Origin of the sequence: Massilia psychrophila (assembly GCF_002760665.1) — a bacterium.
Taxonomy (GTDB): domain Bacteria; phylum Pseudomonadota; class Gammaproteobacteria; order Burkholderiales; family Burkholderiaceae_D; genus JAFCUW01.
In genome coordinates this window covers 18820-34420 of the sequence record NZ_PDOB01000041.1, presented here as the reverse complement: position 1 = coordinate 34420, position 15601 = coordinate 18820, and the positions used below count along the sequence as shown (strand labels likewise).

General features: G+C 67.1%; 9 protein-coding genes. All 9 read left to right on the top strand.

Features of this window, described 5'->3' with window-relative positions; genetic code table 11:
- Nucleotides 1-1148, top strand: a 1148-nt coding sequence (locus CR103_RS19005; RefSeq protein ID WP_099917500.1) for an efflux RND transporter periplasmic adaptor subunit, incomplete at its 5' end; no start/stop codon positions are given.
- Between the two features lie 367 nt (nt 1149-1515).
- Complete coding sequence (locus tag CR103_RS18995) at nt 1516-4611, top strand: efflux RND transporter permease subunit (RefSeq protein WP_099917498.1); 3096 nt, start codon at nt 1516-1518, stop codon at nt 4609-4611.
- The gene (locus CR103_RS18990; RefSeq protein ID WP_099917497.1) at nt 4608-7895 is read left to right on the top strand and encodes an efflux RND transporter permease subunit; all 3288 of its coding nucleotides are present in this window, start codon (nt 4608-4610) and stop codon (nt 7893-7895) included. The genes CR103_RS18995 and CR103_RS18990 overlap by 4 nt, the downstream gene beginning before the upstream one ends.
- Nucleotides 7896-7906: 11 nt before the next feature.
- Nucleotides 7907-9313, top strand: a complete 1407-nt coding sequence (locus CR103_RS18985) for an efflux transporter outer membrane subunit (protein ID WP_099917496.1) — start codon at nt 7907-7909, stop codon at nt 9311-9313.
- Between the two features lie 67 nt (nt 9314-9380).
- The gene (locus tag CR103_RS22245) at nt 9381-10430 is read left to right on the top strand and encodes a WD40/YVTN/BNR-like repeat-containing protein (protein ID WP_143752677.1); all 1050 of its coding nucleotides are present in this window, start codon (nt 9381-9383) and stop codon (nt 10428-10430) included.
- A 537-nt stretch (nt 10431-10967) separates the two neighbouring features.
- A complete protein-coding gene (locus CR103_RS18965) occupies nt 10968-11918 on the top strand; it encodes a phytanoyl-CoA dioxygenase family protein (RefSeq protein ID WP_099917493.1) in 951 nt (316 codons plus the stop codon).
- Nucleotides 11919-12012: 94 nt separating this feature from the next.
- A complete protein-coding gene (locus tag CR103_RS18960) occupies nt 12013-14154 on the top strand; it encodes a S46 family peptidase (RefSeq protein WP_099917492.1) in 2142 nt (713 codons plus the stop codon).
- A 301-nt stretch (nt 14155-14455) separates the two neighbouring features.
- Nucleotides 14456-15055 carry a nicotinamide riboside transporter PnuC gene (gene pnuC / locus CR103_RS18955; protein ID WP_099917491.1) on the top strand — a complete coding sequence of 200 codons (600 nt, stop codon included), beginning with the start codon at nt 14456-14458 and terminating at the stop codon, nt 15053-15055.
- Nucleotides 15052-15597, top strand: a complete 546-nt coding sequence (locus CR103_RS18950; RefSeq protein WP_307719726.1) for an AAA family ATPase — start codon at nt 15052-15054, stop codon at nt 15595-15597. The genes pnuC and CR103_RS18950 overlap by 4 nt, the downstream gene beginning before the upstream one ends.
- Nucleotides 15598-15601 lie beyond the last annotated feature (4 nt).

The following is a 15601-nucleotide window of genomic DNA, read 5'->3' as shown; positions in this document are numbered from 1 at the left end:
ACCTGACGCATCCTGCCGCGGGCGGCGCCGGCAACGTTACCGGCGCGGCGCGCGCGGGTGCGCAGGGCGGCGGCGGGCGCCCCGGCGGTGGGGTCACCACCGTCGGCGTCGCCACCGCCGAGAAGGCCGACATCCCGGTCGTGCTCGACGCGCTCGGCACGGTCACCGCGGCGGCCACCGCGACGGTGCGCCCGCAGGTCTCGGGCGTGCTGCAAAAAATCCATTTCAGCGAAGGCCAGCTGGTCAAGGCCGGCCAGGTGCTCGCCACCATCGACCCGCGCGCCTTCGACATGGCGCTGCTGCAGTCGCTTGGTCAACGCCAGCGCGACGAGGCCCAGCTCGAAAGCGCCAAAGTGACCCTGGCGCGCTTTCGCACCTTGCTGACCCAGGACTCGATCGCCCGCCAGGAAGTCGATACCCAGGCGGCGCTGGTCAAGCAGTTGGAGGGCACCGTGATGACCGACCGCGCCGCCGAAGGCATCGCCAGGCTCAACCTGTCCCATACCCAGGTCAAGGCGCCGATCACCGGGCGGGTCGGCCTGCGCGTGGTCGACATGGGCAACCTGGTCGGCAGCGGCGACGCCAACGGCATCGCCGTCATCACCCAGCTGTCGCCGATCGACGTCGAATTCGCGGTGCCGCAGGACCAGGTGCCGGTCCTGCAGGCGCGCGTGCAGGCGGGGGCGGCGCTGCCGGCCGTCGCGTTCGACCGCACCCGCACCACCAGCCTCGCCACCGGCAAGTTCGCCGCCCTCGACAACCAGGTCGACGTCCAGACCGGCACCGTGCGCGCCAAGGCCCGCTTCGCCAACGCCAACGGTGCGCTGTTCCCGAGCCAGTTCGTCAACCTGCGGCTGGAAATTCGCACCATCAAGGACGCGGTGGTGGTGCCGGTGACGGCGCTGCGCCATGGTTCCACGGGCGACTTCGTGTACGTACTCAACGCGCGTGAGCGCACCGTGGCGCTGCGCCCGGTCACGCGCGGCCAGGCCACGGTCGACAAGATCGAAGTCGCCACCGGCTTGCGGCCGGGCGAACAGGTAATTACCGAGGGCGCCGACCGCCTCAAGGATGGCGCCAAGGTGACGCTGCCGGGGGATAAGCCGGCGCGGTATTCACGGCGCGGCGGGGAAGGCGCTGCACAATGAAAATCGCCAGCCTGGAGTTCGTCGTCCTCGCGCATGCGGGCGCCGCAAAACGTCGAATGGCCACGTCGTCCTCGCGCACGCGGGAACCCAATTTCTCGGCAACAGCGACAACGCCCGGCATCGTCCTTCAAAAGTTGATCAGCTTATCGTGCAAACTGGGTCCCCGCGTGCGCGAGGACGACGGCGCTAGAGTTCAGCGACCTTTTGCGGCTACCCTGCAACGCGTGCGAAAATGGGGTCCCCGCGTGCGCGGGGACGACGGCGCTAGAGTTCAGCGACCTTTTGCGGCTACCCTGCAACGCGTGCAAAAATGGGGTCCCCGCGTGCGCGGGGACGACGGCGATAATGTGACGCGGGCGGTGGCGCCGTGAGCCCCTCCGCCCCCTTCATCAAGCGCCCGGTCGCCACCTCGCTGCTGATGGTGGCGATTGTGCTGGCCGGCCTTGTCGGCTTCAAGTTTTTGCCGCTGTCGGCGCTGCCGCAAGTCGATTTCCCGACCATCCAGGTGCAGACCGTCTATCCCGGCGCCAGCCCCGAAGTGATGGCGCGCACCGTGACCGCGCCGCTCGAGCGCCAGTTCGGCCAGATGGCGGGCCTGGCGCGCATGAGTTCCACCAGCGCTTCCGGCGTCTCGGTCGTCACCTTGCAGTTCGGCCTCGGCCAAACGCTCGACGTCGCCGAGCAGGAAGTGCAGGCGGCGATCAACGCCGGCGGCTCGCTGCTGCCGACCGACCTGCCGGCGCCGCCCGTGTACGCCAAGGTCAACCCGGCCGACGCGCCGATGCTGACCTTGGCGATTACCTCCGACACGGTGCCGCTGACCGAGGTGCAGAACCTGGTCAACACCCGCCTGGCGCTCAAAATCAGCCAGGTCAGCGGCGTCGGCCTGGTCACGCTGTCGGGCGGCCAGCGCCCGGCGGTGCGGATCCGCGCCGACACCCGGGCGCTGGCGTCCTACGGCCTCGGGCTCGACACGCTGCGCACCGCCATCACGGCCGCCAACGCCAACAGCGCCAAGGGCAGCTTCGACGGCCCGACCCGCTCCTACACGATCAACGCCAACGACCAGCTGCTGGCCGTGGCCGACTACAAGAACCTGATCGTCGCCTACAAGAACGGCGCGCCGGTGCGGCTTACCGACGTCGCCCAGGTCCTCGATTCGGCCGAAAACGTCAAACTGGCCGCCTGGTCCGGCTTGACCCCGGCAATCATCCTCAACGTCCAGCGCCAGCCGGGCGCCAACGTGATCGCCACCGTCGACGCCATCAAGGCGCGCCTGCCCGAGCTGCAGGCCGGCCTGCCGACGGCGCTGCGGCTCGAGGTGCTGACCGACCGCACCACCGGCATTCGCGCCTCCGTCAAACACGTCGAAATCGAACTGCTGCTGGCGGTACTGCTGGTGGTGCTGGTGATCTTCGCCTTTTTGCACAGCGTGCGCGCCACCGTGATCGCTAGCCTGGCGGTGCCGATCTCGCTGATCGGCACCTTCGGCGCCATGTACCTGCTCGGCTACAGCCTGAACAACCTGTCGCTGATGGCGCTCACCATCGCCACCGGCTTCGTCGTCGACGACGCCATCGTCATGATCGAAAACATCGCGCGCTACATCGAGGAGGGCGAGCAACCGATGGCCGCAGCCGTCAAGGGCGCGGCGCAGATCGGCTTTACGATCATTTCGCTGACCGTCTCCTTGATCGCGGTGCTGATCCCGCTGCTGTTCATGGGCGACGTGGTCGGCCGCCTGTTCCGCGAATTCGCCGTGACGCTGGCGATCACGATCCTGATCTCGGCGGTGGTGTCGCTGACGCTGGTGCCGATGATGGCGGCGCGTTGGCTGCGCAGCCATGCCGAACAAAAGCCGAACCGGGTGGCGATGAAGACCCAGGCTTTTTTCGACCGCGTCGTCAAGCGCTACGACATGGCGTTGGACTGGGTCCTGGCGCGCCAGGGCTTGACCCTGGTCGTGGCGCTCGCCACCCTGGTGCTGACGGCGCTGCTGTACCTGTGGATCCCGAAAGGGCTGTTTCCGACCCAGGACACCGGCCAGTTGCAGGCGCGCGTCGAAGCGCGCCAGGCAATTTCGTACGACAGCATGGCCGAGCTGCAGCAGTCGGTGGCGAAAGTCATCCTGGCCGACCCGGACGTGCTCTCGCTCAGCTCCAACGTCGGCGTCGACGCCGCCAACAATACCATGCTCCACACCGGCCGCATGCTGATCAACCTGAAGGACAAGCGCTCGTCCAGCCAGGAAGAAATCATGACGCGCCTGCGCAACCGGACCGCGCGGATCGCCGGCGCCATGCTGTACGTGCAGCCGACCCAGGACCTGACGATCGACGCCGAAAGTGGGCCGACCCAGTACCGCGCCTCGATCGAAGGCGCCGACAATGCCACCGTCATCGAATGGGCCGGTAAGCTGGTGGTGCGCCTGCAGGACGAACAGAAGGTGCGCAACGTCGTCACCGATGGCGGCGCCACCGGCGCCGCCGCGTTTGTCAATATCGACCGCGACAGCGCTGCGCGCCTGTCGATCACAACGGCGTCGATCGACGATGCGCTCTACAGCGCGTTCGGCCAGCGCATCGTCTCGACCATTTTCACCGAAACCAACCAGTACCGCGTGATCCTCGAAGCGCAGCAGGACGCCGGCCTGTCGATCGAGGCGCTCAGGCGCCTGCCGCTACGCACCGGCTCCGGCAAGTCGACCCCTTTGGCGTCGGTGGCGACCATCACTGAGCAGCCGGCGCCGCTGCAGATCACCCACGTGGCGCAGTATCCGGCCACCACCATCGGCTTCGACACCGCGCCCGGCATCTCGCTCGGCACCTCGGTCGAGGCGATCCGCGCCGCTGCCGCCGACATCAAGCTGCCTGCCTCGGTGACGCTGACTTTCCTGGGCGCCGCCGGCGCTTACCAGGCGTCGCTGTCGAACCAGCTGTGGCTGATCCTCGCCGCCGTGGTCTGCGTCTACATCGTGTTAGGGGTGCTCTACGAGAGCTACATCCACCCGCTGACGATCCTGTCGACCTTGCCGTCGGCCGGCGTCGGCGCGCTGCTGGCGTTGATGATCAGCGGCCAGGATCTGGGGCTGATCGGCATCATTGGCATCATTCTCCTGATCGGCATCGTCAAGAAAAACGCCATCATGATGATCGATTTCGCCATCGAGGCCGAACGCGACGGCGGCAAGTCGCCGGTTGACGCCATCCGCCAGGCGGCGCTGCTGCGCTTCCGGCCGATCCTGATGACGACGCTGGCGGCGCTATTCGCCGCGGTGCCGCTGATGCTCGGCTGGGGCGAGGGCGCCGAACTACGTCGCCCGCTAGGCCTGGCCATCTTCGGCGGCCTGATCGTCAGCCAGATGCTGACCTTGTTCACCACGCCGGTGATCTACCTCGGTTTCGACCGCTTGGCGCGACGCTTCGAGCGCAAGACCGGCGAGCCAGCAAAAGCCCCCGCATGAACCTGTCGCAACCCTTCGTGCGGCGCCCGATCGCCACCGTGCTGCTGACGCTGGGGATCGCGCTGGCCGGCATTGGCGCGTTCTTCGCGCTGCCGGTGTCGCCGCTGCCGCAAGTCGACTTCCCCACCATCTCGGTGTCGGCCTCGCTGCCTGGCGCCAGCCCCGACACGATGGCCAGCAGCGTCGCCACCCCGCTCGAGCGGCGCCTGGGCGTCATCTCGGGCGTGAACGAGATGACGTCGAACAGCGGCAACGGCTCGACCCGGGTCAGCCTGCAGTTCGACCTGAACCGCAAAATCGATTCGGCCGCACGCGAAGTGCAGGCGGCGATCAATGCCTCGCGCGCCGACCTGCCGCCGACGCTGCGCAGCAACCCGACCTACCGCAAGGCCAATCCGTCGGACGCGCCGGTGATCATCCTGGCGCTGACCTCGAAGACCCGCACCCCGGGCCAGATCTACGAATCGGTGTCGAACCTGGTGCAGCAGAAGCTGGCGCAGGTGGCGGGCGTGGGCGACGTCGAAATCGGCGGCGGCTCGCTGCCGGCGGTGCGGGTCGACCTGCTGCCGTACGCGCTCAACAAGTACGGCGTGTCGACCGAAGACGTGCGCGCGTCGATCCAGGCCGCCAACGCCAACCGCCCGAAAGGGGCGTTGGAGGGCAACGGCAAGCGCTTGCAGATCTATTCGCAGGCCTCGACCGCCACCGGCGAGCGCAGCGCGGCCGACTACCGCACCCTGGTCGTGGCCTGGCGCGATGGCGCCGCCATCCGGCTCGCTGACGTCGCCACCGTCAGCGACGGCGTCGAGAACGTCAATACGCTGGGCCTGTTCAATGGCGAGCCGGCGGTGGTGGTGCTGGTTACCCGCCAGCCCGGCGCCAACGTCATCAAGACGGTCGATGGCGTGCGCGCCTTGCTGCCGGCCTTGCAGGCGCAGCTGCCGCAGGACGTCAAGCTCGAAGTGGCGTCCGATTCGACCAACTCGATCCGCGCCTCGCTGCGCGAAATCGAACTGACCTTGGTCATCTCGATCGTGCTGGTAGTGCTGGTGGTGAGCGTGTTCCTGCGTTCGGTGCGCGCCGCCGTCATCCCGGCGGTGGCCACCATTGTCTCGCTGCTGGGCACCTTCGGCGTCATGTATCTGCTCGGTTTTTCGCTCAACAACCTGTCGCTGATGGCGCTGACGGTGGCCACTGGCTTCGTCGTCGACGACGCCATCGTGGTGCTGGAAAACACCAGCCGCCATATCGAACAGGGCATGGACCGCTTGCAGGCGGCGCTGCTGGGCGCGCGCGAGGTCGGCTTCACGGTGCTGTCGATCAGCCTGTCGCTGGTGGCGGTGTTCATCCCGCTGCTGTTCATGGGCGGCCAGGTCGGCCGGCTGTTCCGCGAGTTCGCCGTCACCTTGTCGGCGGCGGTGATGATTTCGCTGGTCATTTCGCTCACCACCACGCCGATGATGTGCGCCTGGCTGCTCAAACCGGTCGCCGCCGGGCTTGAGCGGCGGCCCGGCAGGCTGTCCCGCTGGGCCGAGCGCGGCTTCGACAGCGTGCTGAAAATGTACGAACATTCGCTCGACTGGGCGCTCGGCAGCAAGGCGCTGGTGATGCTGATCCTGGCGTTCGTGGTGGGCCTGAACGTCTACCTGTTTTCCGCCGCGCCAAAGGGTTTTTTCCCGCGCCAGGACACCGGCCAGATCAGCGGCGGCATCCGCGCCGACCAGTCGATCTCGTTCCAGGCGATGCAGGAAAAGCTGCGCCAGCTGGTGGACATCATCAAGCGCGACCCGGCGGTGGCCACCGTGGTGGGATTTACCGGCGGCGCGCGCGCCGGCGGCGGCTTCATGTTCATCAACCTCAAGCCGGTGGCGCAGCGGCCCGCGGGCGCCGCCGGCCAGGCCGTGATCGCCCGCCTGCGACCGCAACTGGCGAAAGTGACGGGCGTATCGCTGTTTCTCAACCCGGTGCAGGACTTGCGCATGGGGGGGCGCTCGGCCAACTCGACCTACCAGTACACGCTCAAAAGCGACAACAGTGCCGACCTCAAGCTGTGGGCCGGCAAGCTGGCCGACGCCATGAAGCGCCAGCCGGCGCTGGTCGACGTCGATACCGATCAAGCCGAAAACGGCGTCGAGACGTTTGTGAAAATCGACAAGGACAGCGCCGCCCGGCTTGGCATCAGCGCGCGCGACGTCGACAATGCGCTTTACAACGGCTTCGGCCAGCGCCAGGTCGCCACCATTTACGATGAACTGAACCAGTACCGCGTGATCATGGGCGTGGCCAGGCAGTATGCGCAGACGCCGGAAGCGCTGCACGACGTCTACGTGCCCTCGAAGGCGACCGCGGCGTCGACCGGAGCGCAAGCGGCGCCGTCCGCCAACCCTGGCGCCGGCACCCCGGCACTGCCGTTGAACCTGACGGCCGCGCGCGACCCGGCCGGCGGCCAGGCGCTGTCGAACGCCGCGACCAGCATGGTGCCGCTGTCGGCGATCGCCAGCTTCACCGAAAGCGCGACGCCGACGTCGGTCAATCACCAGGATGGCGAACTGGCCACCACGGTGTCGTACAACCTGGCCGAGGGCAGCACCATGGCCGCGGGCGAAGCCGCCGTGCACCAGGCCGAAGCCGAGATCGCGCTGCCGACCAATGTGCGCGGCAGCTTCCAGGGTACCGCGCGCGCCGCCCAGGAAGCGAACCAGCAGCAGCCCTTGCTGATTTTGGCGGCCATCGTCGTCATCTACATCGTACTCGGCATCCTGTACGAAAGCCTGGTGCACCCGGTCACCGTGTTGTCGACCTTGCCCTCGGCCGGCGTCGGCGCGGTGCTGGCGCTGCTGCTGTTCAAGATGGAGTTTTCAGTCATCGCGCTGATCGGCGTGTTCCTGTTGATCGGCATCGTCAAGAAAAACGCGATTCTAATCATCGACTTCGCGCTCGAGGCCGAGCGCTCGCGCGGCCTGACCCCGCTCGAAGCGGTAAGGCAGGCCTGCTTGCTGCGGTTCCGCCCGATCCTGATGACGACGCTCGCCGCCGCGCTGGGCGCCTTGCCGCTGGCGATCGGCTTCGGCGAAGGCGCCGAATTGCGCCAGCCGCTCGGCATCGCCATCATCGGCGGCCTGGTCGCCAGCCAGCTGCTCACGCTGTTGACCACGCCGGTGGTCTACGTCCTGCTCGACAAGCTGCGCTCGCGCGGCCCGCAAGAGCAGGCACTGGGCCGCTTGCCTGACGTACCTGACGTGCCGGGCGCTGCAGCCGGTGCGATCCCTGCTACCTCACCATGAGATTTTCATTGATGCCAAAACCGCCACGTCACGCCATCGGCGCTGCCTGCCTGCTCGCCGTTGGCTTCCTTGGCGGCTGCGCGGTCGGCCCCGCCTATCACGTCCCCGCCATCGCGCAGCCGCTGGCATTCAAGGAAGCCGGCCCGTGGGCGCCGGCGGCGCCCGCCGACCTGCTTGAGCGCGGGCCGTGGTGGACGCTGTTCGGCGACCCGCTGCTGAACAACCTGGCCGCCAGTGTCGAGGTGTCGAACCAGAACGTCGCGCAAGCGGTGGCTTCGTATGCGCAGGCGCGCGCACTGGTGCAGCAACGGCGCTCGTCGCTGTTACCGGCGGTGGGCTTCAGTGGCGGCGCCGACAAGTCGGGCGGCGCCGGCGCTGTCGGCGCCTCATCCGACCAACGCTACCGCCTCTCGATCGGCAGCACATGGGAGCCGGACATCTGGAACCGGCTGGGCGCCGGCGTCAATAGCGCCAACGCCAGCGCTGCGGCCAGCGCGGCCGACCTGGCCGCAGCGCGCCTGTCGGCCCAGGGCGAACTGGCGATCAATTACTTCACGCTGCGCCAGACCGACGCCCAGCGCGAACTTTTGGCCAGGACCATCGAAGGATTCCAACGGGTGCTGACCATCACCGGCAACCGTTTCGATGCCGGCATCGCCGCCAAGTCCGACGTGCTGCAGGCCCAGACCCAGCTGGCCAACGCCCAAAGCGACGACCTTTCGCTGGCGCGCCAGCGCGCCCGGCTCGAGCATGCCATCGCGGTCTTGCTGGGCAAGGCGCCGGCCGACTTCGCGCTGGCGCAAGCGCCGTGGCAGGCCAACATTCCCGTAGTACCCGCCGGGGTGCCGTCGGCGCTGCTGCAGCGCCGTCCCGACATCGCCGCGGCCGAACGGCGGGTGGCCGCCGCCAACGCGCAGATCGGCGTCGCGCGCGCGGCCTGGTACCCGAACATCGGCTTGTCGGGATCCTACGGCACGGGCGGCAGCAGCGTATCGAATTTGTTCAGCGTCTCGACCGCGGTATGGTCGCTCGGCCTGTCGGCGGCGCAAACGGTTTTTAATGCCGGCGCCACCCGCGCCGGCGTGGCGATCGCCGAGGCGCAGCAGCAGGAGGCGAGCGCGCGCTACCGCCAGACGGTGCTGGGCGCCTTCGCCGACGTCGAAGACCAGCTCGCGGCTTCAGGGGTGCTGGCGCGGCAAACTGTGTTGCTGCGCCAGGCGACGGAGGCCGCCAACCAGGTCGAGGTGCAGATCCTGAATCGCTACACGGCCGGGCGGGTGAGCTACACCGAGGTGGTGCAGGCGCAGGCAACGGCGCTGTCGGCGCGGCGCGCGCTGGTGCAGGCCGAGGCCGACCGCCAAACAACGGCGGTGGCGCTGATCCAGGCACTCGGCGGCGGCTGGCATACGGCGCCGTGAGCTGGCTGGTTTTTTGTGGCACCGGGCATGTATCATCGGGCATTGCCAACAACTCAAAAAGCCAGCCATGCGCCGCACACTGTTTCGCGTTTCACTGTCCCTGACGCTTGTTTTTGCGGCGAGCTCCGCCTTTGCCCAGCAGGCCTGGCGGCTTGAAAACAGCGGCGTGACCGCTGAGCTGCGCGGCCTGTCGGTCGTCAGCGAAACGGTAGCCTGGGCCAGCGGCGCGAAGGGCACCGTGCTGCGCACGGTCGACGGCGTCCACTGGCAGGCAATCCAGGTGGCCGGCGCCGACACGCTCGACTTTCGCGACATCCACGGCATCGACGCCAAGTCCGCTTTGGTGATGAGTGCAGGTCCCGGCGCGGCGTCGCGCATCTACCGCACCGACAACGGCGGCGTTTCCTGGCGCCTGCTGGCGACGAACGCTTTCGCCGAAGGCTTCTGGGACGCGATGGCGTTCTGGGACCGTGATAACGGCATCGTCTTCGGCGATCCGGTCGAGGGGCGCTTTCAAGTCTACGTCAGCGCCGACGGCGGCGCCACCTGGCGCCAGCGCGAAGGCAGCGGCCTGGATGCGCTGGAAAACGAGGGCGCCTTTGCCGCCAGCGGCAGCGCGCTGACGGTGGCGGGGCCGGTTGATGCCTGGATCGTCACTGGCGGCGCGCAATCTTCGCGTGTTTTCCACTCTTCCGACCGCGGCGCCACCTGGCACGTGAAGTCGCTGCCGATTCCCGCCGGTGCGCCGGCACGCGGGGCGTTCTCGGTCGCGTTTGCCAACCCGCGCGTCGGCTTCGCCGCCGGCGGCGACTACAAGGAGCCGGCGCTGGCCGCCATCAACGGCGCCCGCAGCGAAGACGGCGGCGCCACCTGGACAGCGGCGGGTATCCTGCCGGGCGGCTACATGTCGGTGGTGGTGCCGGTGCCGGGCGTGCCGGCCGGTTTTGTGGCGGCGGGGCTGGCCGGCTCGGGGTATTCGGTGGACGCCGGCCGGACCTGGAAGGTGCTTGACCGCACGCCGGTCAACACGGTCGGCTTCGCGACGCCGGCCATCGGCTGGGCGGTCGGGCCGAAAGGGCTGTTGATGAAGTACGCCGGACCTGCCTTGACAAAATAGCGGCAGCGCGCAGCCGGAACGTTTTCCGATGTCAGCGCCGTCAGCATGCCGGCGAACCGGGCGCGCCGGCCGCCCTCGATCAGTTCGCGCTGCTGGCGCAGCTGTATCTCGGTGCGCTTCACGTTCAGTTCGGCCGTGAGCATATCCTCGCCCGACACCGCGCCGCTTTTGCGCAGGGTCTGGAAACGCTGCCATTTTACTTGCGTGGCCTGCAGATCCATCTCCAGCAATTGAATGCTGCTTTGCAGCTGCTTGCGCTTCTGTCCCATCTCCAGGGTCAGGCGATGAGCTTGAAGCGGCGGCGGCGGTCGATGGCGGGTTGACTGATAGCTTGATCCATGGGTGAGGGCGGGAATTGGTTGCTGGTGGCTATAGCCTTAGCAATCGCCGTGCCAACGTTCTTGCCCGGGGACTGCTGAAACCCGGTGTCCGGATCCGGGCACTGGTTCGCCGACGCACGTTGATAGGCCTCAGCAACGTGGCGTGGTTCGCTTCTAGAATTGACTTCCACGTTTCACGTCCAATGCCGGAGGATTGATGCACACCGACACCGCCACCGCCGATCCCGCCGACGAGGCCCATCCGCCGCTGGCCGATACCAGTGCCTTCCGCGATTACTTCGAGCGCGAAGGCTATGTCGTCGTGCGCGGCGCCTTGCCGCCGGCCGTTTGCGCGGAGGCGGTCGACGGCTTCCTCAAGGAAGTCCACCTCGATCACCGCGCGCTGTTCCTGCGCCAGGCGCCGTCGCGCTACGCGCCGCACGCCTACACCGAAGCCGGCCACATGCAGCACCCGATCCTCGGCCTGCAAGACCTGTGCCCGCGGCGCTATCCGCAGTTCAGGGCCGCCGCACTTGCGCTGCTGACCGACGCCGTGCTGCGGCGCGCGGTCGAAACCCTGCTTGGCGCGCCCGCGCGCCTGGTCGACAGCATGTATTTCGACGCCAACGGTTTCCCGTGGGCCCGGCGGGACGGGCGCTTCATCGACGCCATCCGGTTCGATGCGATGATCGGCGCCTCGATTGCGGTCGAACATATTGCGCGTGGGGCCGGCCGGTTTTACGTGCTGCCGCGCAGCCATCTGCGCCCGCCGACCGACCGCCAGGGCCGCGACCCGGACTGTTCGCACAGCACACAAGCGATGGCCGATGTCGCCGAAGTTGCGCGAAACATCGGCCCACTGCGCCAGGCCGCGCCCATGCTCGAACAAGGCGACCTGTTGCTGTGGAGCGCGATGACGATCCACGGCAGCCTGCCGACAAGCGGCGTGGCGGGTGCGCGCCGCGCGCTCTGCGCTCGCTATGTCGCCAGCGCCGGCCCGCTAGCCCGGGGCGGCGGCGGCATCGGAAGAAATGGCGTCGTTGCCGGCGTGGGCGGGATGGAAGTGTTGCACCACAGCGACCCGCGCAGCCTGGCGGGCAGGGCGGCAAACCTGGTGCGCGCCGACTACCCCGACATCTACCAGCTGCTGCTGCGGGCGGGGCAATAGCTGGGGGCGTAAATACGTCCATAAATAAGAATTTCCAGCCGTTCCCAACAGCGATATACTCGCCGCCTGCCTTTTTTAATCAGGGGACTTCATCTTGTTCAAATACCTCGTCTTGCCCGTCGCCTTGTTCGGCGTATTCGCCGCCGCCCATGCCGACGAAGGCCAGTGGCAGCCGCACCAGTTGAACCAGCTGAAATCGGAACTGAAGCGCATCGGCATGACGATCCCGGTCGACAAGTTGACCGACCTGTCGAAGCACCCGATGAGCGCGATCGTCTCGACCGGCGGCTGCTCGGCCTCGTTCGTCTCACCCGACGGCCTGATCGTCACCAACCACCACTGCGGCTACGCGGCGATCCAGCGCAATTCGACGGCGGAACACAATTACATCGTCAACGGCTTCCTCGCCAAAGACCGCGCGGCCGAACTGCCGGGCGGCCCGAGCATGCTGGTGTACGTGACCGAAAAAGTCGAAAATGTCTCGGTGCGCGTTCTCAAGGGCCTGGCGCCGGCCATGTCGGGCCGCGAGCGCTACGAGGAAGTGCAGTCGCGCATCAAGGTGTTGATCGCCGAATGCGAGACCGACAAGGCGTACCGCTGTTCGGTGCCAGCGTTTCACCGCGGCCTCGAGTACTACCGTATCCGCCAGCTGATGATCCGCGACGTGCGCCTGGTGTACGCGCCGTCCGACAAGATCGGCAACTACGGCGGCGACGTCGACAACTACGAATTCCCGCGCCACACCGGCGACTTCGCGTTCCTGCGCGCCTACGTCGGCAAGGACGGCCGCCCGGCCGACCCTTCGGCCGACAACGTGCCGTACAAGTCGAAGGATTTCCTGGTGGTGTCGGCCGAAGGCCTGAAGAACGGCGACCCGATCCTGCTGGCCGGCTACCCAGGCCGCACCAGCCGCTACAAGCTGCCGGCCGAAATCCGCTTCGCCCGCGATGCCGATTTTCCGGTGCGCGTGGCCGGCATGCAGGCCGACCTGGCCGTGATCGCCGCTGCCACCATGGGCAACCCGGCCTACGACGTGCGCTACGCCAGCGTCGTCAAGGGCATCAATAACGTGATGAAGAAGACCCAGGGACTGATGGACGGCTTCGCGCGCAAGGACATCGCCGCCATCAAGGACGTGCAGGATGCCGAATTTCGCGCCTGGTTCCGGCAAAACCAGGCCGCTGCCTCGAAGAGCCTGCTGGCCGACCTCGATGCGCAGATCAAGGCCGACATGGCGTTGTCGGAAGAGGAGTATGCATGGTCGGTCGCTACTCACAGCGACCTGCTGGCCAGCGCGCGCACGTTGTTCCGCCTGGCGCTCGAGCGCCAGAAACCTGATCCGAAGCGCGACGCCGGTTACCAGGAACGCGACCTGTCGTTCATCAAGGCGCGCCTGACCCGGCTCGAGCAGTCGTTCGTCGCCAGCGTCGACGAGGCGCGCTATGCGGCCGCGCTGGCCCGCTACAGCAAGCTGGCCGCGCGCATGCATCCGCAGGCGCTCGATCCCCTGCTGCCGGCGCCGCACGCGCTGCCGGCCTTGTACAAGTCGACCGAGATGGCCGACACCGCGAAGCGCCTGGCGTGGATCGGCAAGGACGCGGACGCTTTTCGCACGTCCGAGGACGGCTTCGTCAAGCTGGCCGTCAAGCTCCATGACGTCGCCATTGCGCTCGAAAACCGCCGCAAGGAAACCAACGGCAACCTGGAGCGGATCATCCCGCAGTACATGACGGCGGTGATCGCGTGGAAGAAAAGCCAGGGCAAGCCGGTCTATCCGGATGCCAATTCGACCTTGCGGGTCACTTACGGCACGGTGGCGCCGTACAGCGCGCGCGATGGCGTCGTCAAGGGGCCGTTCACCAATGTGGACGGCGTCGTCGAGAAGCACACCGGCAAGGACCCGTTCATCGCGCCGAAAGAGCTGCTCGACGCGGTCAAGGAAAAACGCTTCGGCGCCTTCAAGGATCCGGTGCTGGGCACAGTGCCGGTCAACTTCCTGTCGAGCGCCGACACCACCGGCGGCAATTCCGGCTCGGCCGTGATGAACAAGCGCGGCGAACTGGTCGGCCTGAACTTTGATTCGACTTACGAATCGATCACCAAGGACTGGTACTTCGACAGCGCCATCACGCGGGCGATCCACGTCGATATCCGCTACATGCTGTGGGTGATGAAAGAAGTCGACCATGCCGACCAGCTGCTCAAGGAAATGACGGTCAAGTACCCGCGCAAGTAACACCAGGAGAGCATGGGTTGAGAAGAAAAAAGCCGCAACTGCTGTTGCGGCTTTTTTCGCCGGGTGTGCATTTCCTTTGCCGGCGCCGCGGCCTCACGCCCCCTGATATTGGAGGGGTAACACTGCGACACTTATTCGGATTGCATGATCGCCCCGCATGCCGCATACTTGTTGCGCTCATGACTCCGCCTGACCATCGCGCCGCCGAGGCCCTCCGCTTTTGCCGCCGGCAAGTTCCGACTGTCTCCGTCCGACCCACCTCGCCGACTGACCCTCGCGCACTACCCCTCACTGATTGCCGATGAACGATCCCGTATCCCTGTTTGGCCTTGCCGCCACCCCGCTTGAACTGGTCTCGTTCGTCCTGTCGGTACTCACCGTGCTGCTCAACATCCGCCGGAATCACTGGGCGTGGCTGTTCGCGATCGTCTCGTCGGCCGCGTACAGCGTGGTGTTCTACCGCTCCCGCCTGTACGGCGACATGGCGCTGCAGGTGGTCTTTATCGTGGTGTCGGTGTGGGGCTGGCACAGCTGGCTGCGCGGCGGTGCCGCGCACGGCGCCTTGCAAGTGACGCGCCTGGACGGCGCCGGGTGGCGCATGTCGCTGGCCGGCTGGGCAGTCGGCTTCGTGCTGCTGGCGTATTTCCTGAAAACCTGGACCGATACCGACGTGCCGCATGCGGATGGCTTCCTGACCGCCGGCAGCCTGGTCGGCCAGGTGCTGCTGTCGCGCAAGAAGGTCGAGAACTGGCATGTCTGGATCGCCGTCGACATCTTGTATGTCGGCCTGTACCTGTACAAGAACCTGGTGCTGACCGCCATCCTGTATGCCCTGTTCGTCGTGATGGCCGTCATCGGCCTGCGCACCTGGCGCCGCGCCGCGCAAGGCGGCGCGGCGTGAAACCGGTGATCCGGCAGGTAACACGGGTCGCCATCCTCGGTGCCGAATCGACCGGAAAGTCGACGCTGGCGGCCGAACTGGCGCAGCGCTACCACAGCTTGTGGGTGCCCGAGTACTTGCGCGAATTCGTCGAGACAGAGCAACGGGTGCCGTATGAAACCGACCAGTTGCGCATCGCCCGGAGCCAGATGGCGCGTGAAAATGCCGCCGCCGCCCAGGTGCGCGGTTTCCTGTTTTGCGATACCACGCCGTTCATGACGGCGATCTACAGCGGCGTGTACTGGGGCCGGGTCAACCCGGCGCTGGCCGCGCTCGACCGGCACTACGATTACGCCGTCACCCTGGTTGCAGCGCCTGATTTGCCGTGGGTGGCCGATGGCCTGCAGCGCGAGTCGGAGGCGGTGCGCCAGCAAGTGCACCAGGCGTTGCTGGACAAGCTGGACCGGCGCGCGATCGCCTTTACGCTATTGACCGGCAACCTGGAACAGCGGGTGGCACAGGCGGAAGCTATACTGGAAAGCTTCCAGACAGCACCTGGCTGAACCC

Bases quoted from the DNA above. Each gene is read 5' to 3' on its own strand.
- CR103_RS18990 (WP_099917497.1), top strand. From the start codon at position 4,608: ATGAACCTGTCGCAACCCTTCGTGCGGCGCCCGATCGCCACCGTGCTG.
- CR103_RS18985 (WP_099917496.1), top strand. From the start codon at position 7,907: ATGCCAAAACCGCCACGTCACGCCATCGGCGCTGCCTGCCTGCTCGCC.
- CR103_RS22245 (WP_143752677.1), top strand. From the start codon at position 9,381: ATGCGCCGCACACTGTTTCGCGTTTCACTGTCCCTGACGCTTGTTTTT.
- CR103_RS18965 (WP_099917493.1), top strand. From the start codon at position 10,968: ATGCACACCGACACCGCCACCGCCGATCCCGCCGACGAGGCCCATCCG.
- pnuC (WP_099917491.1), top strand. From the start codon at position 14,456: ATGAACGATCCCGTATCCCTGTTTGGCCTTGCCGCCACCCCGCTTGAA.